Origin of the sequence: Micromonospora orduensis, from assembly GCF_006228125.1 — a bacterium.
In the GTDB taxonomy this organism is placed as follows: Bacteria; Actinomycetota; Actinomycetes; order Mycobacteriales; family Micromonosporaceae; genus Micromonospora; species Micromonospora orduensis.
Map to the genome: position 1 here is coordinate 1 of NZ_VDFY01000153.1, position 23,028 is coordinate 23,028.

The window sequence follows — 23,028 nt, forward strand, 5'->3', positions numbered from 1 at the left end:
GCGCTGGCCGGGCCGTTGGAGGCTCCAGCCCCCGCTGCTGCGCTGCCGGCCCCCGCCATCCTGCCGCCGCTGGAGCCTGCCGTGCCCGCCCCGCCTCCGGACGGTCGGGCGGCCGGTGCGGACGGTGCTGCGCCACCGGGGCGGCCTGGGCCGCCGGGGGATCCCGAGCTGCCGGTGGTGCTGCTTGCTCCACCGGCACCGCTGACACGAAGTGCCCCAGACGCGAGTTGCCCGGCGCCGGACGCCGCGGCGAGGGCGACGCCACTGGATCCGCCACCGGAGGTGAGCACCGACACGGCCGGGGCGATGAGCCGCATCAGGGCGGGCAACGCCACGATGGCCATGCAGAACATCACCATGCCGGTGAGTACGTCGGTGAGGGTTTGACCCTGACCGAGCCAGAACACCGTGGCGTAGATCGTGGCGGCGGCCGGCTTGTAGAGCAGCAGCGCGAGCAGCCAGGTCAGGTACCGGCTACGTACCGAGCCCCCCACGGCGGCGGCGGCCGGGAGTAGCCCGGCGAGCAGGACCAGGCCGGCGTTGCGGGCCAGCAGCAACAGCAGTTGCACCATCGAGGATAGGAACACCATGATCGAGATGCCGATCACCACGATCGCTGGCATTCCACCGGTCGCGGCGGCGGGAGCGAGCAGCAGGAGCCGCTTGCCGAGATCGCCGTTCGCGGAGGCGCTGAGGATCCAGTCGGCGTAGGCGTCACCGATCTCGATGAGCAGTTGTACGGCCGGCACACCGGCTCCGGCGAGCACGACCAGCGTTACCAGGTTCTTGGTGAGCGTGCCGGCCTCCTGGCCGTTGCGTTGCCACGCGATCTTGAGCGCGGCGAACAGCACCGTGCCCACGGCGATCGCCGCAACCGCCCAGTTGGTGTACGCGCGCAGATGTTGGACCGCTCCCTCGGCCTGCGACACCACCGGGGTGGGGATGGACAGCCACCCGGTGACCAGCGTCTTGAGCATCTCGGCGGCGGCCTGCGACGACTGCTCGGCCAGCTCGTCGAGGAACCGGGAGGCCGTGTTCTCCAGGATCTTGCCGGGGATGCACGTGGGGAGGACTGGGGGGCAACTGGGCACTACCGCGGCCCCCATTCGACGACCCCGGCGAGGTCGTTGGTGCGGCGGTTTACCGAGATCCAGGAGCCTCCCGGGGGCGCCTGCATCCGCCAGTCGCCGTCGCGCCAGAGCAGGGTCAGCGACAGGATGTGGTACTGCGGGGAACCGGCCGAGGGCGCGCGTAGAACGAGCCCGATCACTGCAGTGTCGGGGGTGTAGGACTGGTACTGGTAGCCGGCGATCTGGCTGAGTGAGCCGGGGTCAACGTCACTGGTGTCCACGCTGCTCATCTGGGCCAGCAGCCGGTCACGGTCTTGGCTGGGCACGAATTGCCCTTTGATCGTCGGCTCCCAGTATTCCCTGCCCAGAGACGACCTCATGAGGACCTGGGCGGCGGCGATGAGGGCACCGTCGGGGGTGTGGGTGAAGCCGGAGGCGGTGGTGCCGTTGACCCGGCTCGGACCTGCGGTGGTGCTGACCGGCACGGGCAGGGATCCGACCAGCTCCCACCGCACGCCGGCCGGCGCGGTGGTCGGTACGGCGGTGGGCAGGTCCTGCGGCGATGTGGTCTGGCTCGGGGTGGGGGTCGCTGGCGGCGGCGTGCCGGTGGTGCTGCGGTCATCGCTGTCGGAGGCGATGGCCACCACCACGCCGGCGATGACGACGATCAGCACGAGCGCTGCGGAGGCGATGAAGCCGGGCCGCGTCCACGGCGGACGGTCGGCGAAGTCCTGGGTTGCAGACGAGCGCGGCATGACGTTTCTCCTAGATGAGCGCGGTGACCACCGAGGCTGCGCTTCCGATGAGAATGCAGGCGGCGAACACCCAACCGAGCGCCGAGACGTTGGTGTCGTCGCCCCGGCGGTGCGCCAGCGCCATCTTCCCGGCCGTGAAGAGCACCCCACCGACGCACGCGGCGATGGCCAGGTTCGCCACCCACTTCAGGAGCGTGAGCACCTTGTCACCGACGCCGGGGGGAGCCTCGCCGACCCCCGGGTCCGGTACGGCAGGCGGCGCAGGGTTGCTCGGCTCGGGTGCCATGCCAGCCAGGAAGTGCTGAGCGTGGTCTATGTAGTCGATCAGGGTCATCGTTTCCCATCCAGGTTCATTCGTGCCCTCTGCCAGATCGTGGTGCGCAGCGCCTCGATGTCCGGAGGGGCACCGACGTCGCGGGGGTCGTCGGCGGCGAGTAGCGCGTCGACCCAGCCGACGCGCCAGATCTGCGGGGCCCAGCCGCGTAGCAGTTGCAGTCGTTCGGTGGCGATGCGCGGCGGCCGCCGCGGCGATGCGGCGACCGCGACGACGCCCAGCAGCGTCATTGAGGCGGACATTCCCGAGCGGCGGCGCCACTGCTCGATGGCGCCGGTCGCGGCCCAGGTGCCGGCCGCGGACGTGCGGCAGACCAGCACCACCTGTGTCGCCGGCATCGCCGGTGTCAGCGTGGGCCAGCCCTTGCCGAAGTCCAGCCCGAAGCCGACCAGTCGGGCAAGGGTGCTGACGCCGGCGCCGCCGTGACACCCGACCCACCACAGCGGTGGCCAGGCGTCGAGATTCGGCGGAATCAGCGCGAAGGGTAGCGCTGGGGCGATCCCGGGGCGCGTGCGAGACGCGGCGACAGGGGCAGCCTTCACCGGCGATTCCACCAGCGCACGCCGATAATCCCCGTCATCCGATGCCTCCCCCGTGTGTCAAGGTCACCGACGAGTACCAGACAGTAGCACTGCGTTTGTGAATGGATCTATGGTGTTGGCTCTGCCGCAACGGACGCGAAAGGGCACCACGGGGAGGCGTCGAATGGCACGCAGAGCAGGTGAACTCACGCGCGCCGACTTCGTCCGTCGGTGGGCTCGCGTCTCCCATGGCGTTGTTCTCGCAGGGGCGATGATGGTCGGCTGCGCGCCCGCGGCTGAGCCGGACGCAGCGGCGCGGCAGGGCAGCGGCGCGGTCTACCCGACGACCGTCGCCAGTGGTGCCTCGCCGTTGGCGGCGGGGGAGCGGCCGGGGACGGACGACCACGACCAGGCGTCAGCGCTGCCTGCACCGCCACCGGCGGCGCAGGCAGCGCCGGTCGTGGCGGCGTTTGCCGCAGCATGGGTGCGATCCGACCTGCCAGCGACGGTGTGGTGGCGCGATGTTGCCCGAACGTGCGACGAGGGCTTCACTGAGGCGCTGCGGACCGTCGACCCGGCCCGGGTGCCAGCGACACGGGTGACGGGCCGCCCGGTGGCCACACAGGCGCCATCTGACGGCGCAGCGGTATACGAGGTGGCGACGGATGCGGGCAAGCTCACCGTCACGCTCGCCGCCGTCGACGGCCGCTGGGTGGTCACCGGCAACGACTTCGTCCGGTCGGTGAACTGATGGAACGCAAGCCGGTCCTGCTGGGCGTCGGGGCGCTGGCCGTGGTGATGCTGCTGTGCGGCGCCACGGTCGGGTTGCCGATGCTGATGTTCGGCCAGGCGGACGCGGAAGCCGCCGCCTGTGAGGTGCCATCGGCGCCGGGGTCATCGCCGGAGCCGGGAGCGGGACGGTGGGACGGCGTCGCGACGACGAACGCGGCCACCATCGTCGCGGTCGGCCGGCAGCGCCAGGTGCCGCCGCGCGGGTACGTCATCGCGCTGGCGACCGCAATGCAGGAGTCCACGTTGCGCAACCTGGCCAACGCCAACGTGCCCGAGTCGCTGAACCTGCCGCACGAGGGCGTGGGCCGCGACCATGACTCCGTCGGGCTGTTCCAGCAGCGCGCCGGTTGGGGCAGCGTGGGCGAGCGAATGACGCCTAGCTACGCCGCGGCGAAGTTCTACGAGGCGTTGGTCAAGGTCGACGGTTGGCAGCGGATGCGACTGACCGACGCGGCGCAGGCCGTGCAACGCTCCGGCCTGCCGGAGGCGTACCAAAAGTGGGAGGGCGACGCCGAGCAACTCGCCGCGCTTGTGCTCGGCCTGCCGAACATCGACGACATCGGCGGCGGTGCACCGACTGCCCCGTGTGGCACCGACGATCTCGGCCCAGTGCCGGTTGGCCCGGGCGGGTGGGTTCAGCCGATCAGGGCCGCCATCGGCAGCGACTTCGGCCAGCGTGGGCGCAACTTCCACGCCGGCGTGGACATGTCGAAGCCCGACGTGCGAGGCGACACGATCCGCGCAGCAGCGACCGGCGTCGTCGAGCAGGTCAAGTGCGACTGGTACACCACGTGCGACCGCGACGGCCACACCAGGGCGCGGGGATGCGGCTGGTACGTCGACATCCGCCACCCGGGCAACACCGTCACCCGCTACTGCCACATGATCCAGCGACCCGAGGTGGCGATCGGTCAGCAGGTCACCGCCGGCACGGTCATCGGCTTCGTGGGCAACAGCGGCGGCAGCTCCGGAGCGCACCTGCACTTCGAGGTGCACCTCAACGTTCCAGAAGGACAGTTCCACGCCAACCGCGACAACGCCGTGGACCCGGTCCCGTTCATGCGTGCCCAAGGCGCGCCTTTGGGTTTGACGACGTGAGCAAAATCAGCACGACGGCCTCCCCCCGCGCAGCGAAGGAGGCCGTCGACGTGTTCCTGTTACGGCTGGGCAGGCTTACTCAGCATGGGGGCCGGCTCATCGGGCATGGAGGGTGTCGCCGGTCGCGGTGCACGGCGACGCCGCGCTGGTGCGGGCGATGGCGCGTCCAGACCGAGCTTGGCCAGTTCGCCCTGCGTCCAGCCGCCCTGCACGGCGGCGGTGTACGTGGCGGCGTAGCGATTCATGGCCTCGACCAGCGCTGCGGCGAGTTGGTCGCGTTCGTGCCGCGCTGTGGCCGCCTCGCCGACCAGGTTGGCGCGCTCGCGCAGCAGTTGCAGTGCCGCCTTCTCGGTTTCGCCGCGAACGGCCTTGGCGCTCTGTTCGGCCATGGAGTCCTCCCCGCGATGACTGTGCTCTGGTGGCTGTGGACGCCGAGCTTAGCCGCCAAGATCGATGCTTGGGGGACGGCTTTTCCACCCTTCCGGCCGGCCGGTGGGGGCGCCATCAGTGCCAGCCGAGGACGTCGACCAGGATCAAGGGTGGGCCGCAGGCCCATCGCGCAGCGACGCATTGCGCCCTTGATGCTGGGCGTCGTCTGGCTATCGTCTCTGGCACCCACGGGGTGGGTTCATGGTGCGCGCCGTCAGGTGCGCTCGACTCGCCCAACGACACGGCCCGCGTCCACACGACCACCCTCCTTCGTCGGAGCAAGTTGGAGTAAAAGTCTGACTTTTGGTCAGACGGGCCGCATTGCGGCCGGCCGATACACGGCGGTCAGCGTCCGCCGGGAGGGTGGTCGACGTGGCTGATCCGTCGCAGGTCGGGGTGGTCCGGTTCGGTGCGAGCCAGCGCCGGCGGCGTGCCCACAGCGACGATGATCCGCGGGTGCACCGGGTGACCGTGCGGTTGTCCGAGGCGGAGATGGCGGCGGTCGAGGCGAACGCGGCGGCGGCTCGGATGGCCACCTCGGCGTACCTGGCGGAGGTCGGATCGGCGCCGCTCGTACCCGCTCCGGCCGGTCCGGCCGGTGCTGCCAACACGGGGCCGCTGCTGGTCGAGTTGATGGGCGTGCACCGGCAGGTGCGGGGTGCGGCGCACAACCTGAACCAGGCCGTAGCGCGGCTGCATTCGACCGGGGAGCCCGGTGGGGACCTGGCCGCTGCGGCTGCGTACCTCGCCCGGGTTGCGGCGCGCGTCGACGAGCTGGTGACCGCGATCGCCGCCGCGCAGACGGGTCGCCGATGATCCCGAAGGTGACCTACGGCAGCCGGGTCCGTGGTCTGCTGGAGTACCTGTGGGGGCCGGGGAAGGCCGAGGAGCACGTCAATCCGCACCTGGTCGCCGGGTACGACGACGTGGCGCTGCTCGCCCCCGAATACCGCGACCGTGAGGTTGGCGGGTGGTCGCTGGAGGAGTTGGCGGCCCGGCTGGACGCGCCACAGATCGCCGCCGGCGAGCGTGGGGTGCAGCAGTACGTGTGGCAGTGCTCGCTGAGCCTGCCCGCGCAGGAAGGGGAACTCGACGACGCGACCTGGTCGCGGATCGCGGGCCGGTTCGTGGCCGAGATGGGCTTCACCGGCGACGCGGAGCGGGCCGGGTGCCGGTGGATCGCGGTGCGGCACGGCCTGTCGGCCAAGGGCAATGACCACGTGCACCTGGTCGTCACCTTGGCCACCGAGGACGGGGCGCCGGTGTGGCTGCGGCAGGACAAGCGGCGCAGCCAGCAGGTCGCCGACCTCCTGGAGGACGAGTTCGGGCTCGGCAAGTGGACGCCTGGCCGGGCCGGGGCGACCAAGCGGCCGGAGCTGAACCGGCCGGAGGTCGACCGGGCCCGGCGTAGCGGCCAGGCGCCGGACCGGGAACTGCTGCGCCGCCAGGTCCGTGCGGCGCTGGCCGGCGCCCGGAGTGAGGCCGAGTGGGTCGCACGGATGAAGGGCGCGGGGTTGCTGGTCGCCCCGCGGACCTCGGCGAAGGACCCGAACCAGGTAGTCGGGTACGCCGTCGCGCTGCGGCCGAGCGGAGCGGGCACGCCGACCTGGTACGCCGGGCGGAGCCTGGACGGCGACCTCAGCTTGCCCCAGGTGCGTAAGCGGTGGCCCGAGGCCGAGCGGCCCTCGACCGGCCAGTGGAAGGCGGCGGATTCCACGGAATCGAGCCTGCGCAGCGAGGACCGCATGGCGGTGTGGCGGTCGTCGGCCGCCGCGCTGGAGGCGACCAGCGGCCGACTGGCCGGGGCGGCACCCGACTCGCCGCAGTGGCCGGCAGTGGCGCGGGCCAGCGCCGAGCTGCTGGCGCGCGTGGCGGCGGCCACCGAGCCGTCGGGACGCGGCCCGGTGAGCCGAGCCGCCGATGCCCTGGCTCGCGCGGCGGCGCCGCCGCGTCGCGCGCCGGCGCCCACGGCGTCGTCGGTGGCAGGGGAGTTGGGTCGCGTGGCGGACGCGCTGCTGGTCGCCGGACATGCCCGCGACGGTGGGGAGGCCGCCGTCCTGCTCGCCGTGGTCGTCCAGGCGGCCCGGCTGGTCGTGGCCCTGGCCGAGTTGCGCGCCGCGCAGCAACAGGCCCATGCCGCAGGCGCGGCTGCTGCTGCCGCCGCGCACCTGATGCCCCTGCTCCAGTCGGGCGCCCAGGTCGTCGACCAGGTGCATGTGCCGACCCAGGGCGGGCCGCCGCAGCGGCCGGTTCACAGCGTGCCAGGCCCGGCCCGGCCCCGCGTTGACCCGAACGTCGACCGGGATCCGCAGCGTTGAGGAGGACGAGGTAGTGCCCGACAACGAGATGGCTGAGATCCACCAGCGGGCCACCGCGGCGGTCACCGCCGCGATCCAGGCCGCCGGTCAACTGGCGCAGGCGGCCATCGAGATCCGCATCGCTCAGCTGCAACGCGCCGCTCGGGCCAGCGAGGAACAGGCCCGTCGTATCCGCGCCCAGGTGCGCGCGGCCCAGCAGGCGGGTGTGAGCGTGTGGCGGCCGGCGACCCGGCCGTCGTGGTGGCAACAGGCGTCGGCTGAGGACATCGCGCGGGCCTGGCGGGCTAGCGCCGAATGGGCGGCCGTCGACCCGCGCGCCGAGGCCGCCCAGCGGGTCATGGTTGTGCGGCTCGCCGAGCGCGGTGTCCACGTTGACCCGCAGACCGGTGCCCGGCCGGGGGACGAGGCGTGGCTGTCCGACCAGCTCGACCGCGCCGCCGTGGATGACGTTGACCGGCCGGCGGAGTCCCGGCCCGATGACGTCGGCGAGCGACGTCGCAGCGCCCAGGAGCGCGAGGAGGCGATGGCGGTGCACGTGCGGGAGGTGTGGACCGTTGACCGGGCGGAGCGGGTCATCGCCTCGGCGGCGTGGCCGGCGCTGATGTACAAGCTCGACCAGTTGGAGCGCGGCGGGCACGATGTGCGCGATCTGCTGCGGCAGGTGCCCGGCTTCGTCGACCGGGCTCACACACCCGCCGCGTACGCGTTCCGGGTGGTCGACGACTACGCCACAAACCAGAACGCCGCTGCTGAGCGAGGCGACGCTCATGGCGGCGAGGACCGGCGCGCCGTCACGCTCGACGGTGAGTGGCGGGAGGGCGGCGCCGCCACCGAGGAAAGCCCTCGCGAAGCGCGCCCGGATGCCGATCAGCCTTCAACGGGGACTGGTGAACGCGATGTGCGTGGGGCTCAGCTCGCGGGCCAAGCCTTTCCCCAGTCGACCGCAGCCGCCGTCATTGACGCCGCGTCGGCGGGCCGGCCCAGTCAGGACGCGCAGGGGCCGACGCCGTCCTCTTCACAGGTCGTGGCTGTAGAGGCACGGGGCCGGTAGAGGCTGGGCCGACGTGGTCAGTAGCGGACCATAAGCGGCGGCGGGACGCTCTCGGCGGGCGATATCGCTCGAGTTCCTCGTCGGCCGGGTATAAGAAGTGCTGCCTGCCAGGCTCGCGGGACTGATCGCTCGCGTCCACGGGTCAGGTTGGCAGGGTGAGACCGAGAGCGGTCGCCTCGTCGGGGTGGTCGCCGCGTTCGACACCGAGCGCGCGGAGTGCCGTGTTCACCGGCCAGTCGGTACGCGGAGAGCTGCCTGGTACGCCCGCCACCTTGGCGCGCTCGGCCCAGGCGGTGCCCGGCCAGTCGCGGACCACGGAGATCTGGGTCGCCTCCGCAGGGACCGGCACGCCGTCGCCGGCCTGGTGCAGGACGATGCTCGCCTGTTCATCGGTGCCTGCCCGGATCAGCGCCACGGTGCCACCCGGGTGCACCGTGAGGCCGAGACAGCGCAGCGTGGCGGTCACCAGGTAACTGCCGTGGCCGGGGTCGACGTCATCATCAAGCCTCTGGAAGTATTCGTCGGTACACTCCCGGTCCCGCGAGGTGACGGGAACGAACGACATGCCCTGCCGCAGCCGGGTGCGGGACGGATGCGTGCCGACGACGCTGTGTTCGGCGAAGACGAGCAGCCAGACCTCCACCTCCTCATCATCGCGCACGGTGACGTGTCACCCCTCGATCGGTACGAACTGGAGAACGATGTTCTTCTGCGCGGCCTCTTCCTTGATGCGCTCCAACGCCGCCAGGAACTTGGCCTGGCCGCTCGGCGTCGGGAAGAATTCCGGGTTGGACGTGCCGGCCGGATAGGCGATCCTCAGGACCCACACCGAGACGGCGTCGGGCGGTACCAGCGGATTCCACAGGTCGAATCCCCTGCGGTAGTTATCGATCGCCTTGACGTAGCCGATGCCTACGGAAGCGATTGTGCCCGGTTCGACCGAGTACGAATCGGATCTCGGGTCGATCGACTTCATACTGATCGCGGTGCCGCCGTCGTGCGCCGAGTAATAGTCGATGTCCCGTACTCCGTCCGGCAGGTTGCCGCCGAGCGCGTCCTCGATCAGCAGGCCGTCCTGGCGCTGACCCTTGGGCTTATTGTTGTCCCACTTGTTGGCGGTGAGGCCGTCGACGCGGATCGGGGCGGCGGTGCCGCTCTGCCGGGCGCCAAGGCTGACCGGGCCGACCTTGATCCCTTCCGCAGGGTAGACCGGCGGCGCGCGGCTGCCACGTGCCTGCTGCCGCTCCTGCTTCTGCCGGTCGACCTCTTGCCGCACCTGGGCCGTTGTCAAGGCTTTCGCGTACACCTCGACCTGCGCGGTGACGACCACCGACACGACGCCGCCCTTGCCACCCGCGGCGGCCTTCTTCTGCGCCAGGACGGCTTGGGCGAGCGCGCCGGACGCCGGATCCAGGCAGGATAGCTGCCCTGCGCCGTTGGTCTGGATCGGAGTGGGCGGACTGACGCAGGTGCCGCCCACTCGTCCGTCGACCGAGATGGTGGCGGTCATCTCGGCGGTTACCTGGGCGCCGGTCACAGTGGTCTCGTCTTGGCCGGTGACCTGGTTCGTCACCGAGGCATTGACGGTGCAGGCGCCGCCGCAGGCGATCTGACCGGTGACCTGGGCGGTGAACTGGACGTTCGGGTCGGCGGCCTCGACCAGTTGGGTGCCGGAGGAGATCAGGTCGGTGTAGAGGTCGTCGGTCTGCTCCGGGGTCAGCGGAGAGACGTCGAGGCCCGGCGGCTGCTGGGCCTGCGCGCCGCCCGGTGGCGTGGGCTGCCGGTGCCGGACGCCGACCAGGGCGCCGCCGGGAAGCGGGGGCAGCGTAGGCAGCGACGGCAGCGACGGGATGGCTGACGGGTCGGGTAGGGATGGCCGCGACGAGGGGGGCGGTGGCCCGGAGGACGCCTGATCAGCCGGTCTCCCGGGCATGGTCGGCAGAGAGGGCAGAGAGGGCAGGTTGGCGATCCCGCGGGGGGTGAACCGGAGCACCCGGTGCGGCTTGGCGGACGTCACGAAAAGGTTGCCGTCCGGTGCGCGCGCGACGTACGCCTCGTTGCCGTTGACCGATGACCGGTTGAACGTGGTGGCGTGGTCCACGACGGCCCTCAGGCGCTGGGCGAGTTGCGGCGGTGCGACGCCGCCCTGGCCGAGACCGGCGAGGCCGGAGTTCCCGACGAACCAGCGGTTGCGCATCCCGGCCACGGCCGCGCCGCCGGGCAGCGCGCCGGACGGCGCCTTCAGGTAGTTCCGGCCGTTCACGGTCATCAGCTCAAAACGCTGCCCAGCCAGGGTGAGAGTGCCGATCGAGTCGCCGTGCCGGGTGACCCGGGTGTCGGTGGTGAGGCCCCCCAGCGACGTCTGGTAGGTGACGGCCTCGGCGGCCGCGAGGCCGGCGACCGCCTGGTCGAAGGGCTTGCGGTCCGGGCCCTTGGGCCACACCCACCAGGTGACCGCGCTGGCTAGGACGACCAGGACCAGGGTGACCACTCCGATGAGCAGAGGTCGACGAGGGTTCCACGCCCGCGGCGGAGCTTCCCTTCCGTCGTCCGTGCCGATGCGCCCCATCCCTGCCCCCCTGCCTCGCCCCGTCTCCGTCAGCCAACTCAGCGTAGTGACCGATGTCGAAGCTGTGTGGCGCCAGGACCGGCCGCCGGGGTAGTCAGAGCGGGCTCTCTAACGTCCATGCACAGTGATCTAAGCTCGACCAGTTGGAGCGCGCCGGGCACGATGTGCGTGACCTGCTGCGGCAGGTGCCTGGCTTCGTCCACCGGGCGCACACCACCGCCGCGTACGCGTTCCGGGGTGGTCGACGGCTAGGCCGCAGAGCAAGACGTCGTCGTGGCGGGAGCCGACGGTGACGCGGCGTCGCCGGGCGTGACCGCCGAGGCGCCGGGCCGGTAGAGGCCGCGCCGACGCGGTCAGGGGCAGGCGTCGCAGAGCGTTAGGGTGGACGCCACCGGGACGGCCTCGCAGCCGACACAGACGTACAACCCGCAGTGATAGCAGGTCAGGGAGTCACTGTCGGCCAGGTCGAAGAACATGCCGGGGTTGGCGCGGTGCAGCACCCGGTTCGTGGACTCGCAGCCCTGGATGCAGCGCCCACCCGGGCCGGTGGGTTGGCGGGGCGGGAAGACGGTGCACTGGGTGTACCTGCGGTCGGCCTGGTGATCGCGCTGGTCGGTGCAGCCGCGCGTGCAGGGCCAGTTCCTCGGTGGGCGAAGCGTGCAGGTGGTGCACGCGCGGGGGTCACCGCTGTGAGAGCAGGCGCGACGGATGGGGAAGTCCTGGCCGTTGACGGGACGCAGGTACCCGGGTGGCGCGTGCAGCGGCCAGAGGCGGTAGGCGCAGTTGTAGCAGTTGGTGTGCTGGTGCCAGTCGACCGTCGGGACGGTGCGAGTGGCGCCCGCAGGCACCGGCGCACCGCACCAGGTCTTGATCCCGTCCTGGCTGACGTGGACCCTGCCGGCCTTCCACCGCACCACGAGCATCGGAGCCCGGCCGGGCGCGGTGAAGCCTTCCGCCTGCTGCATGGTCAGACCGTACGGCCAGCGTCCGACATCGCCCTACGCGGCGGCAGGACGCTCTCGCCGGGCAACCTGAGCCAGCGCACGGACGACGTCAGCAGGCCGCACGGTGATCGACTCATCGCCGGCGGCGTCAAGCGTGGCGTAGTGCGCCTCAACGATCTCCCGCAGGATCGCCCCCGGCTTCACGCCCCGGGCCTCCGCGTCCTCCATCACCCGACGGGCGATGTCGCTCGGGTACCGGGCGGACATGCTCACCTTCGTCGTCGGCGGGGTGTCATCGACCACCGCGTCGGACCAGTCGTGGCTCTCCAACGACTCCTGCGCCGCCCTGATGTCCTCTGCTCGGCTCATCGTCCGCCCCTCTCCATCAACTTGCGCAGCGACTGCGCCTCGTCCTCGTCGAGCCACCGCGCCCCGACCACCACGTACTCGTCGTCGGCCTCCTCGATGAGCGCCACCGCCAGCAGACGCCCGTCCGGCACCGCGCCGACGACGTGCATCACCGCGCCGATGTGGCGCACGATCCGCGGCCGGGAGGCGGTGAGCACGTGCAGGGCCCGCCTGCCAGCCCACGCCGGCGCGGTCGAGCGCCTCATTGATGGTGTACGAAAACCGGTACGGGTCAACCGACATGGAAAAGTATACAAACGCATACGCGGCGTGGAGTGGCTTCCGTCTGGGGCCTCGCCGAGCGGCCGGGAGGTCCGCCAGCTCCTCTTTACCGAAGGTCATCGGCGCATTACGAGGAGACATATTGCCTGGTGAAGGGTGGTATAACGCTCCAATAGTGGCTCAAGTCACACCGAGGAGCCAGGCTCAAGGTGAACCGCAATCAACTGGTGTGACAGCAGCGTGAACCACCAGCGTAAGCGGTGACATAGGGCTGTCGGTGACATTGCGAAGGTGGTCGATGGAACGATCGGACGATGCCCCACTGCCCGACAGGGTGGGCAAGCTTCACGCACGTCTAGTTACTGACTGGTTACATAGTGGCTTGGGTCACGTTTTCCCAGGTCAAACAGTGAGGGGCCGACCGCGCCCACGGTCGACCCCTGCGCCCGATGACGACCCAAGTCCTTGAGAGAAGCGTCTACGGGTTAGCGGCGAAGCGGAGTCCGGTGTACGCCGGTGTTCCATCGTCACTGCCGACAATAGAACGTTGTTTACATCCTGTCCGGCAACTCTCTGGGGCTAATCAGTAAACAACTCTGGCGCGTTGTTTAGCGGCTTTGGGTGCCCTGAACGAGTAAACAACTCGCGTTGCCTGATCCGCGATAGCGAGTTTTGCCGATGTGAGAGCGGATCGCGAGTGTGTCATCTGCCAGACTGTGTAACGCGTGGCAGCCAGTCCTTCTCGGGCGCCCACCCGGGCGGGACACGTTGCGCGGCCACGCGTTCCTTGTACGACCCAAGTCCGGGTAGGTGACCCGCAGAACGGGGCTGCGGGTCCTCTACTCACCATCGAGAGAGGACTCCACCTGTGTGCGCGCAGCGTTCACGGGCCGATGGCGTCGCGAAGTCGTACGCCTCGGACGACCACCCGCCCGTAGTTTCCACCATCGCCGTCACCACGATCATGATCCTGTTGATGGCGTTCAGCCTCATCTCCTGGATCCTCGGGAACATCACCCTTGCCGCGATCGCCGGCACCGCCGCCTGCACCCTGGCCGTCGATGCTGCCCGCCGCCTGCTTGATCTGAAGCGGCGGCCGCACCAGATCGCAGGTAGTGCCCTTGACATGGGCCCGCCCATGGGCGAGGTCGGGGCCGGGGAGGCCGGACGGAGTGACCAGTGACCGGCCGGCCGGAGAAGCCCATCGACCCGCTCGGGGGGTCGGTGGCGCAGTTCGCCATGCTGCTGCGCCGGCTACGTCAGCAGATGGGTGCACCGTCGTACCGGAGCATGGCCAGCAAGAGCTTCTACTCGGTGGCGGCGCTGTCCGTCGCCGCCGGCGGCACCCGCTTCCCGAGCTGGGAGTGCACCGAGGCGTACGTCCGTGCCTGCGGCGTCGACTCGGACGACCGCATCGCGCACTGGAAGAAGGTGTGGGCCACCTTCCACCGGCAGATCCAGGACGAGAAGCGGGCGAGGAAAGAGGCCGCTCAGGCCTTTGCCGCCAATCTCGAGGAGACAGACGTGCCGGTGCACGTACTGGGCCCGCCGGCGCCACTGCCCGTGCCCGGTGAGCAGTACATGTACACCGACCGCGTGCGCTACGTTGACGCTGACCCCGCCGAGGTGGAGACCCTAGAGGAGTTCCTCACCGCTCTCGACCAGATGCGTGTCGAGAAGGGATTCAGCCTCCGCCAGGTCGCCGAGCGGGCACGGAAGGTAAAGCTGCCCGGCACCGATGTGTCGGGTGGGCTCAGCCGCTCCCAGCTGCACGACATGCTCAACGGCCGAGCGCCCCTGCGCAAACGGCACGTGCTCGCCTTCCTCATGGCCTGCGAGGTCTCGCAGGACCGCATTCCCGCCTGGATTGCCCGGCTCTACCAGCTGCATGACCACGACCGGCGCGTACGCGCGGCGCTCGCCGCCCTCAAGACACGACCCGACGAGGACCTGCCGGTCACAATCAACCGGCGTACGGGAAAGGCCCGACGCGACGGCCGAGCCCTAAACGAGGGACCGGCGGTGGTGAACATTTCGCCGGAGGTGCCGGCCGCTGAGACCGACACGAAGTCCGTCCCCCGCGGCAAGCACCGTCAGGCGAGAGGCTGGACAGGCCTGTTCCGTCGGGCAGCGCTCGGGCTCGCCGACGAGGAAGACCATCTCTCGCACTCGTAGCACCTGACGAGGCAGGGCCCTCACCCGCGCGAGGGGTGAGGGCCCTGCCTGCCGTGCGCCCGGCTAGCTCACCGGCTGGCCGGCGACGGGGGCGGGCCGGGCTGAACAACCCCACCCTCGAGAACCAGTGGAGGCAGCGGCTCGGTGTGGTATCCCGGGTCGGCCCCGGAGATCGGAAGTGGCCACAGACTGGCGACCGGCGGAGAGCTCGCGCCGGGACGTGCACGCCGGGACGTAACCGTCACTGGACGCGGACGGTGACCACGGAACCCAGGAGCGAGAGGACCGCGGCCCGCGTCGGTGCGGATCACCGCTCGGGCAAGTGGGCGTGGTCGTGGTGGGCGACCCGGTGGGTAGTGGCGGGAGTGGGTGAGACCGGCGCTGCCGCCGCGGCGGCGGTCGCCGGCACGAACGCCGTGGCGGCTACCGCCGCCGCGTTGACGGGCGGCGTGCCGGCGCCACTTTGCGGATCTGCTGGCCGGGGGGTGAGCTTGTCCCAGACCAGGTTGGTCAAGCCTTGGCGGAACGCCTGATCGCCGTGAAGGTCGGCGAGGCGGACCACGTCAGCGGGATCGTCGAGCTGCCCGATGGCGGTGGTCATCGCGGTGGCGAACGTCGTGCTGAAGGCGGTCTGGTCCCCTGCGCGCGCGGCGGCCTGGACGGCGTCGACGCGCAGGGTCTGCTGAGTGCAGGCGTCGAGCAGCGCCCGATCCGCCGGCGTCGTGGCCGCGATGATGGCGGCTGGCGCCAGCGGGCTGATCACCTCGGACTGGTCCGCTCGGCGGTCGCGCTGCGTCGACGAGCCCGGCGGGGGTGTGTCGCGGACTGCCTGGTGCACGGCCTGCCCGGCGGCGCTGTAGAGGGCTTGGCGCCAGGCCGGGTCGTCGCACTTGAGCATCACCGCGACGGCCATCTCCGTGTTGCTGGGGTCGGCGAGGGCGTGGGTGAGCGCCTTGTCGAACGGGGCGACGAAGGCGGTCAGGTCGGTGGTGCGGGCCGCGTCCTGGATGGCGCCGCCGCCGGCGACGTGTTGCACGCGCCGTTCCAGCCATGCTTGTTCGTCGGGGGTCAGGCTGTCGCGCAGGTCTGTCGGCATCCAGTCGCCGACCGTGACGGGTACGGCGGGCGGGGCGCCCGACGGTGGTGGGGTGGTGTCGGCCATCAGGTCGATGACGGCGTTGATCGCGCGGAGCCGGCGGCGGGTGTCGAGCAGCTCGTTACGGCGGGGGAACGGCTGGTCGAGCTGCTCGGTGGCGCGGGCGATCTCTTCGTGCTGGCCGGCGATGCGGGCCTGCACGGTGGTCCGGGTGCCGTCCAGGTCGGTGAGCTGGTTCTCCAGGCGGCGGACGAGGCCGGTGGGGTCGCCCTCCACGGCGGAGGTCAGGCCGATGGTGGTGGAGGAGTCGGGGATTCCGTCGAATCGCAGGGCGACGAGCATGCCGTCGCGGCCGGACCAGAACACGGCGTCGACGCCGAAGCCGCCGAGCTGGGCGACGCTGGCGGCTTCGCGACGGTCGGTGGAGGCGACGCCCTGCGCGGTGGCGGTCAGGGCGTGTTGCAGGGCTCGGCCGGCTTCGGCGCGTTTGGTGAACCGGTGCCCGGCGACGGTCATGGCGAACTTCTCGCCGCGGGTGTCCTGGCGGCGGGCGATGACGTCGTCGAGCACCTCGACGCGGCGGGTGTCTTTGGTGATCCACGCCTTCAGCTCGCCGACCTGGCGGCGCAGCGCCGCCTGGGTGTTGTGGTGGGTCCGGTCGGCGCGTTCGAGGCGGGTGAGGTCCTGGGCGACCTGCTCGCGGTCCATCAGCAGCGGGTTGCCGGTGGCGATGGCCTTGATCTGGTGAGCCTGGAGGGTCTCGTCGCTGACGTCCTCGATCTCGCGGGCGGAGGTGCCGCGCGTGATCTGGTCGATGAAGGTGCCCTTGCGGGCCACGGTCTGCCAGGAGAAGGCGTCGAAGCTGCCGGCGACGACGTAGCGGTAGATGCTGACCTCGGGGTTCTGGTTGCCCTGGCGCAGGATGCGTCCCTCGCGCTGGGTGACGTCGGCCGGACGCCACGGGCAGTCGAGGTGGTGCAGGGCGACCGCGCGGGCCTGCACGTTGGTGCCGACGCCCATCTTGGCGGTCGAGCCGATGAGCACGGCGACGTCGCCGGAGCGGCAGGCGTTGAACAGGCTGGCCTTCTTGGCGTCGGTGTCGGCCTCGTGGATGTAGCGGATCTTCTCCCGGGGCATCCCCCGCTCGACCAGCAGTTCGGCCAGGGCGTCGTAGGCGTTCCAGCGCTCGGGGTTCGGGGTTGACTGGTCGCAGAAGACGATCTGCAGCGCACCCGGGGTGGGGTGCGGGACGGGGTCGGCCGCGTCGGGGTTGACCAGGTAGACGGTGTCGCGGGTGTCGCGCCAGATCGCCGCGATCCGCTCCGCCGCGGCGTCGATCTTGCCGGGTGCGGTCTGCTGCTCGCCGATGAGCCGCAGGTCCAGGGAGGCGGCGCGGGCCTCGCCGGAGACCTTGAGCATGTTGTCCTGCTGGGGCTCGACCTGGCGGTTGCGGATCCGCTCGACGCGCTCGTCCAGGCCGGAGATGAACTCCTCCAGCTCCGGGGACGGGTCGAGGGTGACGATGTGCGGGGCACGTTCGCCGTCGTCGCGTTGGGTCAACTGCGGGGTGGGCAGGGCCAGGTCCTCGGGGGTGCGGACGTCGCCGTAGGTCCGCATCATCAGCGACAGCTCGGGCACGTTGGCGTACTTGGCCAGCCGGGCGCGCATCTGGAAGCCCTGCCCGGTCGGGGACACCTCGATGGCGGTGACGACCTTGGCGAAGGTGGCCGCCCAGGTGTCGAAGTCGGTGGTTCCGGTGGCCTGTAGGAGGTCGGGTCGGAGCTGGCGGGTCACCACGTACAGCTCGCGTACGGAGTTGGCGATCGGGGTAGCGGTGGCTCCGCACACCACCCGTTGGCCGCGCTGGCGGCGCAGGTAGGACAGCTTCATCCGGAAGTCGACCGCGCGGTCGGAGCCGTCGTTGCCAGCGTCGGGGATGGAGCTGGTGATGGTGTCGTTCTTCAGCTCGTGCAGCTCGTCGCGGTAGACGTAGTCGATGCCGGTCTGCTCGAACGTGACGCCCGGGTCGCGGGCCTTGTCGAGCTTCTCCTTGACCCGCTCCTCCTTGCGCAGCAGCGCCTTTTGCAGGCGCTTGACGCTGCTGGAGCGCTTGGCGTCCTCGCCGTTGGCGATGGCCTGCTCACCGGCGCGGACGATCTTGTCGCGCAGCTCGGCCAGTTCCTCGTCGAGGAAGCGGCTCTGCTCGTCCGGGGACAGCGAGAGCCGCTCGAAGAACGAGGCGGCCATGATGATCGCGTCCCAGTCGCCGGTGGCGCAGCGGGCGACGAACCGGCGGCGCCGGTCGGTGCTCATGTCGTCGCGGCCGGCGGCCAGCAGCCGGGCCCGGGGGTAGATCTGCAGGAACTCGCGGGTGAACTGCTCCAGCATGTGGTTGGGCACCACGATGGCCGGCTTGTTGACCAGGCCGAGGCGGCGCTGCTCCATCGCGGAGATGGCCATCACCGCGGTCTTGCCGGCCCCGACGGCGTGGAACAGCCCGACCGCCGGCTCGGCGACGATGCGGGCGACCGCTTCCACCTGGTGTGGGCGGGGTGTGAAGCCGACTGCGATGCCGGGCAGGGACCGGGTTACCCCGTCGTAGCTGCGTGGCACGGTGGCGTTGAACATCTCGTTGTAGCGGGTGGCGACCTGCTCGGCGCGGTCGGGGTCCTCCCACACCCACGCGCCGAAGCGTTCCTCCAGCTCGATCGCCTTGGCCTGCGCGGCGGCGGTGGCCTCCACGTCGAGGGCGCGTTTGCCCTCCTCCACCTCCACGAACACCCGGATCGGGGTCTTGATCAGCAGCCGCTGCGCGAGGTCCGGCGCGGCCATCCCGGGGGTGCCCCAGGTCGAGCGGGCCAGGACGCCGGCGCGGGAGCCGCGGACCCGCCAGTCGGACCCGCCGACGTGCTCCACCCGCAGGCCCGGGTCGCGCAGCGTCTCCTGGAGGAACTGCTGGATGAGGGGGGCGGGCAGGAACGGGGCGCCGAACGCCGCGTCGATCTCCCCCGGTCCGAGGTCGCGGGGGATCACCCGTTGCAGGGCGCGCACGTTGGTCTCGAAGCGCGGGTCCGTCTCGGCGGCGGCCTGGGCGGCGCGCAGCTTCACGCGCACGTTGCCCGACAGGTACTCCGGGGCCTCCACGAGCCGGCCCTGGCCGGGGTCGTCGTAGACCAGGTCGCCGAGCGCGGCGCGGGCCTCCGGCTCGCTGACCCCGAGCAGCCGGGCGACCTCGGGCAGCCGCACGTCGCCGTGGGTGTCGACGCAGATGGCCAGGGCGTCGGCCGGGGTGTCGGCGCCGAGCTGCGGCGCCCGGGGCAGGATCACCCGGCGGGCGAAGATGTCGGCCTTCGTCGCGGTCTGGGTGGTGTCGTCGAAGTGCTCGAGGGCGAACACGGTGGCGGCGTGCGGGTCGGTCTGCCGGAAGCGGCCCATCGGCGGGTTGATCCGGGCCATCTTCTGCTCGCCCGTCTCCGGGTCGGTCCGGCCGGTGCGGCGCAGGGTGTAGCGGTTGAGCGGCCCGTGGGCGGCGACGTAGGCGTCGTACCGGTCGTTCAGCTCGGCGCGCAGTGCCGCCGGAGACCCCTGCGCGGGCGGGCCGCCGTGCTCGTCGCCGTCGTCGACGGTGGCGGCTTCCGCCGTCAGCAGCGCGGTCACGGTGTCGCGCAGCCTGAGCAGCGCTCGCAGCTCGTCGGCCTGGCTGGCGGGCACCTCGTGCGGCACGATTTGGCCGTCGGCGACGGTGGTGAAGGTGCCGTCGTCGCGGGCCTCGATGTGGCCCTCGGCGCGCCAGTGCGGCGCGAGCACCGCCAGCGGCTCGGCCGGCCGGTCGCCGTCGACGCGCGGCGTCATGGTCAGGCCCTCCCGGCGGGCCTCGTCGACGACGTCGCGCAGCACCCGGGTCAGGGCCTCACCGGTGTTGTCGCTCGCGCGGACGACCAGCTCGCCGTCGCGGTTCATGCCCCGCCCGAGCGTCATCTCGCCGAGCACCCGCTCCGGCCGGTCGACGAAGTATTCGTTGACCTGGTCGGCCTGCTCAGCGGCGGTGTCCAGGTCCAGGGGGCGGGTCTGCTCCCAGGCGATCGGCCCAGGCTCGCGATCCGGCTCGCGCCGGCGCAGGATCAGCAGGTCGGTGATCGCCTGGGTGCCGGCGGTGGCCTGGTGCGCTCCCGACGGCAGGCGCACCGCCGCGACCAGGTCGGCCAGCGCCGCCATCTCCCGCCGGGCGGCGGGGTTCGCCGAGTCCAGGGTGTAGCGGGAGGTGAGCACCGCGACCAGGCCGCCGGGCCGGGTCAGGTGCAGGGACTTGATGATGAAGTGGTTGTGGATGCTGTGCCGGCCGGGGTTGTGCCGCCGGTCGGTCAGCCGCACGTCGGCGTACGGCACGTTGCCCACGGCCAGGTCGAAAGCGCCGGACGGGGCCCGGGTGTCGGCGAAGCTCTCGGTGCGGATCTCCGCGTGCGGGTACAGGGCGGCGGCGACGCCGGCCGTCACCGGGTCTAGCTCCACGCCGACCATCCGGGCCTGCGGCGGGGCCAGGCCGATGAAGTTGCCCGACCCGCAGCCCGGTTCGAGGACCGCCCCGCCGTCGAAGCCGAGCTCCCGCACGGCGTCCCAGATCGCGCGCACGTACGCCGCGTCGGTGTAGTGGGCGTTGAGGGTGGTCAGCTCCGCTGCGGCGTACTCCTGCGGCGACAGCAGCTCCCGCAGTTCGGCGCGCTGCTGGGCGAACCGGGCGTAGTCGGGGTGGTTGGTGCGGGATTCGAACACCCCGGGCACCGCGCCCCAGCTCGCCCACCGCGCGAGCACGGCCTGCTCCTGCTTCGTAGCCGGGCGGCCAGCGGCTTGCACCTCGCGCAGGGCCCGCAGGGCGGCCAGGTTCGCACGGAGCTTGGCCATCTCGCCGGCGGGCGCCAGGTCCTGCTGCCCGCCGGGGCGGAACGATTCCGCGGCATCACCGGCGCCGGCGCGGGCGTCCGCGTCCGCCCCGGCGCTCTGGTCCGGGGCAGTGTCGCTGGCCTCTTCGGCCTGCCCGGCTACCGGGTCGGGGTCTGCGGCTCGTCCTCGTCGTCCTCCTCCTGCGCGACCCGCTGCCACCACGGGTCGTTCGGGTCCTCCACCAGCGGCGTCCACGTCGGGCTGGCCACCGGCGTCGTCGACCCGGTCGGCGTCTCGTCCGCTGGCTGCTCGGCGTTCGGGTCGATCAGGATCAGCTCGGGGAGGATCTCCTCCTCCGCCATCTGCTTCGCCGCGTTCAGCCGGCCGAGCTTGCCGAGGTACCCCTCGCCCGGCTGATCCGGACCGGCCAGCTCCCGCGTCCGCTGCTCGATCTGCTCCGCTGCCTGCTCCCCCAAAGTCGAGAAGAAGCTGCTCGGGTCCTCGATGGTCGCGTACCGCTGGGGCAGGTACGTCCGCCAGTGCTTCTGGGCCTGCGCCCCGTAGTGATTCATCCGTCTCCTCCGCGTCGGCCGGGCCGTCCTGGTCACCGTCGGCGGGCGGGTCAGCGGTCGCCGCCTCGCCCGCGTCGACCACCGGCGGCGCGTGCGCCGTGGCCGCGCCGTCCAGAACGGCCGGAGCGGGAGCCGGCACGTCGACCACGGGCGTGGCCGGCTGCACCTCGGGGGCAGGCTCCGGATCCAGGTGCCGGGCGACGTACGCCTCCAGGGCGGCGATGTCCACCCCGCTCGCGCCGACCTGGTAGCGCAGCAGCGACCGCGCTGAGCGGGCGACGCCGGCGCGGCCCGCGGGCGTCTGGTAGGTGCGTGCCGCCCACTCCACCCGGGCGGTGACCACGGCCTCCAGCAGCGGCCGGGCACGGTCCTGCGGCCGGGGGCCGATCGCCCGCAGCGCTCCCGGCGTCGTGGGGTGGGCCTGCACGGCGGGGGCGAGCAGGTGGTAGGCGCGCTCGGCCGCGCGCCGGCCGGCCTCGCCGGCGCCGATGGCCACGGTCACGCCCGCGGCCACGTCGGTCTGCTCGGTGAGCATCGCGACCTGTGCGGGTGTCAGCGTCGGCCCGCACGGTGCGACCACCACCGGGGCGTCCTCGGCGGCCGTCGCGGACCGCGCGATCGCCTCCAGCGCCGTGGCGGCCACCACCACCGGCCGGCCGGTCCGCTCCGGCTGCTCGGCGAGCCCGACCAGCGCGTCGGCCGGCCGGTGGATCGCGGTGGCCGGGCCATGCAGCACCGGCGGCACCGACTCATCGGCGCCGGGCGGGGCGTACCCGACGAAGCTCACCACGGCGTGCGTCTGGGGATCGCGCACGCCGACCACGACCCGGTCCTGGAAGCGGTCGACCAGCAGTCCGCCCCGGCCGGTCGAGGCCAGCCCGGAGGCCAGGATCTCGGTGTCGGTGAAGCCGGCCCGGCGCAGCTCGTTGACCAGCGCCGTCGGGCGGCCTGGCGCGTACCCGAGCATCCACCGGCCGTCGACCGGCACGCCCTGCCCGGCAAGCCACCGGCGCGGCCCCGCACCGCCCGGCCCGTCGAGCTGCGCCCGGTAGAAGCGGGCCGCCAAGTCCTGCGCGGCCAGTAGTCGGTCCTGCTCGGCGGAGGTCACCCGCGACCGCGTCGGAGGCCGGGGTGCGACCTGGGCGTCCAGGGACGCCGCGCGCAGCGTCAAGGCCGCAGCCCGGTCGCGTGCCGCGTCGACCCGTTCGGCGACCTCAGCCGCCACCTGGTCGTCGCTGCGGTCAGGCATCGTCATCAGGCCCGCTCGTCGTCGGGCTCACCCGCTGCCAGCACCCCTTGCGCACGCAGCCGCTCGAACAGCCGTTGATGGTGCTCCAGCGTGGACGTGAGCTGGTCGATCTGGTCCTGCAAGCCCGCGATCGTGCTGTCCACAGTTCGCGGCGGTGCAGGCTGCGCAGCTTCGTCGGTCATCGTGCCCCCGTAGTGATCGACTCCCCGCCCACGGTAGTCAGCCCCGGCACGCTACGTCGAGATAGATCCGGGCCGCTACCGCCGACGCCCGCCCGAGGGGTTGATGCCGCGGAATCACGGCCAGGGGTAGCGAACCGGGCCAGGAGACGCCGGCCGGCGCCCGGTCGTCGTGGTCGCGCTTTCCAATATCGACGCCTCCGGCGGGGCCTCTCTCGGAGATCCGGGAGGGACCACAGGCGCTAGGTGGGTGAGTGGTCACCCAGAGGTGGGACCTCCCCGCGCCGGCCGCCCAGAGGGCTACCAGACCGTCTCTGGGACGGCCAGGCCAAGCCGCTTCGCGGTCGGCTTCGCCGAGCCTGGCCGCC

The 23,028-nt window shown here is 71.7% G+C and carries 18 protein-coding genes; 6 read left to right on the forward strand and 12 right to left on the reverse strand.

Translation table 11 applies throughout. The features are described 5' to 3' along the window. From FHG89_RS13985 to FHG89_RS14000, 4 genes are all read right to left on the reverse strand, one after another. Positions 1–1,106, reverse strand: a 1,106-nt coding sequence (locus FHG89_RS13985) for a TrbL/VirB6 family protein (RefSeq protein ID WP_139584818.1), incomplete at its 3' end; no start/stop codon positions are given. Next, complete coding sequence (locus FHG89_RS13990) at positions 1,091–1,825, reverse strand: DUF8175 domain-containg protein (protein WP_139584819.1); 735 nt, start codon at positions 1,823–1,825, stop codon at positions 1,091–1,093. The genes FHG89_RS13990 and FHG89_RS13985, both read right to left, overlap by 16 nt. Before the next feature lie 10 nt (positions 1,826–1,835). Continuing rightward, complete coding sequence (locus FHG89_RS13995) at positions 1,836–2,159, reverse strand: hypothetical protein (protein ID WP_244295426.1); 324 nt, start codon at positions 2,157–2,159, stop codon at positions 1,836–1,838. Further along, entirely contained in the window at positions 2,156–2,701 is a 546-nt protein-coding gene (locus FHG89_RS14000) for a DUF6668 family protein (RefSeq protein ID WP_244295427.1), read from the reverse strand. Before FHG89_RS14000 ends, FHG89_RS13995 begins: the two co-directional genes overlap by 4 nt. A gap of 729 nt (positions 2,702–3,430) precedes the next feature. Between FHG89_RS14000 and FHG89_RS14010 the strand changes: the two genes are divergently transcribed. Beyond that, entirely contained in the window at positions 3,431–4,570 is a 1,140-nt protein-coding gene (locus FHG89_RS14010; protein ID WP_208760961.1) for a M23 family metallopeptidase, read from the forward strand. Between the two features lie 59 nt (positions 4,571–4,629). Here FHG89_RS14010 and FHG89_RS14015 read toward each other — a convergent pair whose 3' ends face one another. Continuing rightward, a complete protein-coding gene (locus tag FHG89_RS14015; RefSeq protein WP_139584821.1) occupies positions 4,630–4,959 on the reverse strand; it encodes a hypothetical protein in 330 nt (109 codons plus the stop codon). Between the two features lie 412 nt (positions 4,960–5,371). On the opposite strand from FHG89_RS14015, the gene FHG89_RS32945 reads away from it, so the two are divergent. The 3 genes from FHG89_RS32945 to FHG89_RS14030 are packed head-to-tail and all read left to right on the forward strand — an operon-like array spanning position 5,372 to position 8,368. Next, positions 5,372–5,815, forward strand: a complete 444-nt coding sequence (locus FHG89_RS32945; protein WP_167517414.1) for a plasmid mobilization protein — start codon at positions 5,372–5,374, stop codon at positions 5,813–5,815. Then, positions 5,812–7,317 (forward strand): relaxase/mobilization nuclease domain-containing protein, encoded by a 1,506-nt coding sequence (locus tag FHG89_RS14025; protein WP_139584822.1) that lies wholly within the window; start codon positions 5,812–5,814, stop codon positions 7,315–7,317. Before FHG89_RS32945 ends, FHG89_RS14025 begins: the two co-directional genes overlap by 4 nt. A gap of 13 nt (positions 7,318–7,330) precedes the next feature. Then, entirely contained in the window at positions 7,331–8,368 is a 1,038-nt protein-coding gene (locus FHG89_RS14030) for a hypothetical protein (protein WP_244295428.1), read from the forward strand. Positions 8,369–8,510: 142 nt separating this feature from the next. Here the strand turns inward: FHG89_RS14030 and FHG89_RS14035 are convergent, their stop codons facing one another. The 5 genes from FHG89_RS14035 to FHG89_RS14055 form a co-directional block, all read right to left on the reverse strand. Beyond that, positions 8,511–9,029, reverse strand: coding sequence for a hypothetical protein (locus tag FHG89_RS14035; protein ID WP_139584823.1), 519 nt, complete (start codon positions 9,027–9,029; stop codon positions 8,511–8,513). A 9-nt stretch (positions 9,030–9,038) separates the two neighbouring features. Further along, a complete protein-coding gene (locus FHG89_RS14040) occupies positions 9,039–10,859 on the reverse strand; it encodes a hypothetical protein (protein WP_139584824.1) in 1,821 nt (606 codons plus the stop codon). Between the two features lie 431 nt (positions 10,860–11,290). Then, positions 11,291–11,902 (reverse strand): hypothetical protein, encoded by a 612-nt coding sequence (locus tag FHG89_RS14045; RefSeq protein WP_139584825.1) that lies wholly within the window; start codon positions 11,900–11,902, stop codon positions 11,291–11,293. A 33-nt stretch (positions 11,903–11,935) separates the two neighbouring features. Next, a complete protein-coding gene (locus FHG89_RS14050) occupies positions 11,936–12,250 on the reverse strand; it encodes a hypothetical protein (RefSeq protein ID WP_139584826.1) in 315 nt (104 codons plus the stop codon). Beyond that, positions 12,247–12,495, reverse strand: coding sequence for a hypothetical protein (locus FHG89_RS14055; protein ID WP_139584827.1), 249 nt, complete (start codon positions 12,493–12,495; stop codon positions 12,247–12,249). The genes FHG89_RS14050 and FHG89_RS14055 overlap by 4 nt, the downstream gene beginning before the upstream one ends. 884 nt (positions 12,496–13,379) lie before the next feature. Here FHG89_RS14055 and FHG89_RS14060 point away from each other — a divergent pair. Both FHG89_RS14060 and FHG89_RS14065 read left to right on the forward strand, forming a co-directional pair. Then, entirely contained in the window at positions 13,380–13,694 is a 315-nt protein-coding gene (locus tag FHG89_RS14060; protein ID WP_139584828.1) for a hypothetical protein, read from the forward strand. Next, positions 13,691–14,686 carry a helix-turn-helix domain-containing protein gene (locus FHG89_RS14065; RefSeq protein ID WP_139584829.1) on the forward strand — a complete coding sequence of 332 codons (996 nt, stop codon included), beginning with the start codon at positions 13,691–13,693 and terminating at the stop codon, positions 14,684–14,686. Before FHG89_RS14060 ends, FHG89_RS14065 begins: the two co-directional genes overlap by 4 nt. Positions 14,687–14,993: 307 nt before the next feature. Here the strand turns inward: FHG89_RS14065 and FHG89_RS32950 are convergent, their stop codons facing one another. After that, positions 14,994–22,487 carry a helicase-related protein gene (locus FHG89_RS32950; protein ID WP_167517415.1) on the reverse strand — a complete coding sequence of 2,498 codons (7,494 nt, stop codon included), beginning with the start codon at positions 22,485–22,487 and terminating at the stop codon, positions 14,994–14,996. Continuing rightward, positions 22,487–22,663: a hypothetical protein gene (locus tag FHG89_RS32955; RefSeq protein ID WP_167517416.1), complete on the reverse strand. Its 177-nt coding sequence runs from the start codon at positions 22,661–22,663 to the stop codon at positions 22,487–22,489. The genes FHG89_RS32950 and FHG89_RS32955 overlap by 1 nt, the downstream gene beginning before the upstream one ends. Positions 22,664–23,028 lie beyond the last annotated feature (365 nt).

What these genes read in the sequence shown, in the direction of transcription:
- FHG89_RS13990 (WP_139584819.1), bottom strand. Translation starts at nt 1,825, where the DNA reads ATGCCGCGCTCGTCTGCAACCCAGGACTTCGCCGACCGTCCGCCGTGG.
- FHG89_RS13995 (WP_244295426.1), bottom strand. Translation starts at nt 2,159, where the DNA reads ATGACCCTGATCGACTACATAGACCACGCTCAGCACTTCCTGGCTGGC.
- FHG89_RS14010 (WP_208760961.1), top strand. Translation starts at nt 3,431, where the DNA reads ATGGAACGCAAGCCGGTCCTGCTGGGCGTCGGGGCGCTGGCCGTGGTG.
- FHG89_RS14015 (WP_139584821.1), bottom strand. Translation starts at nt 4,959, where the DNA reads ATGGCCGAACAGAGCGCCAAGGCCGTTCGCGGCGAAACCGAGAAGGCG.
- FHG89_RS14025 (WP_139584822.1), top strand. Translation starts at nt 5,812, where the DNA reads ATGATCCCGAAGGTGACCTACGGCAGCCGGGTCCGTGGTCTGCTGGAG.
- FHG89_RS14045 (WP_139584825.1), bottom strand. Translation starts at nt 11,902, where the DNA reads ATGCAGCAGGCGGAAGGCTTCACCGCGCCCGGCCGGGCTCCGATGCTC.
- FHG89_RS14050 (WP_139584826.1), bottom strand. Translation starts at nt 12,250, where the DNA reads ATGAGCCGAGCAGAGGACATCAGGGCGGCGCAGGAGTCGTTGGAGAGC.
- FHG89_RS14055 (WP_139584827.1), bottom strand. Translation starts at nt 12,495, where the DNA reads ATGAGGCGCTCGACCGCGCCGGCGTGGGCTGGCAGGCGGGCCCTGCAC.
- FHG89_RS32950 (WP_167517415.1), bottom strand. Translation starts at nt 22,487, where the DNA reads ATGACGATGCCTGACCGCAGCGACGACCAGGTGGCGGCTGAGGTCGCC.
- FHG89_RS32955 (WP_167517416.1), bottom strand. Translation starts at nt 22,663, where the DNA reads ATGACCGACGAAGCTGCGCAGCCTGCACCGCCGCGAACTGTGGACAGC.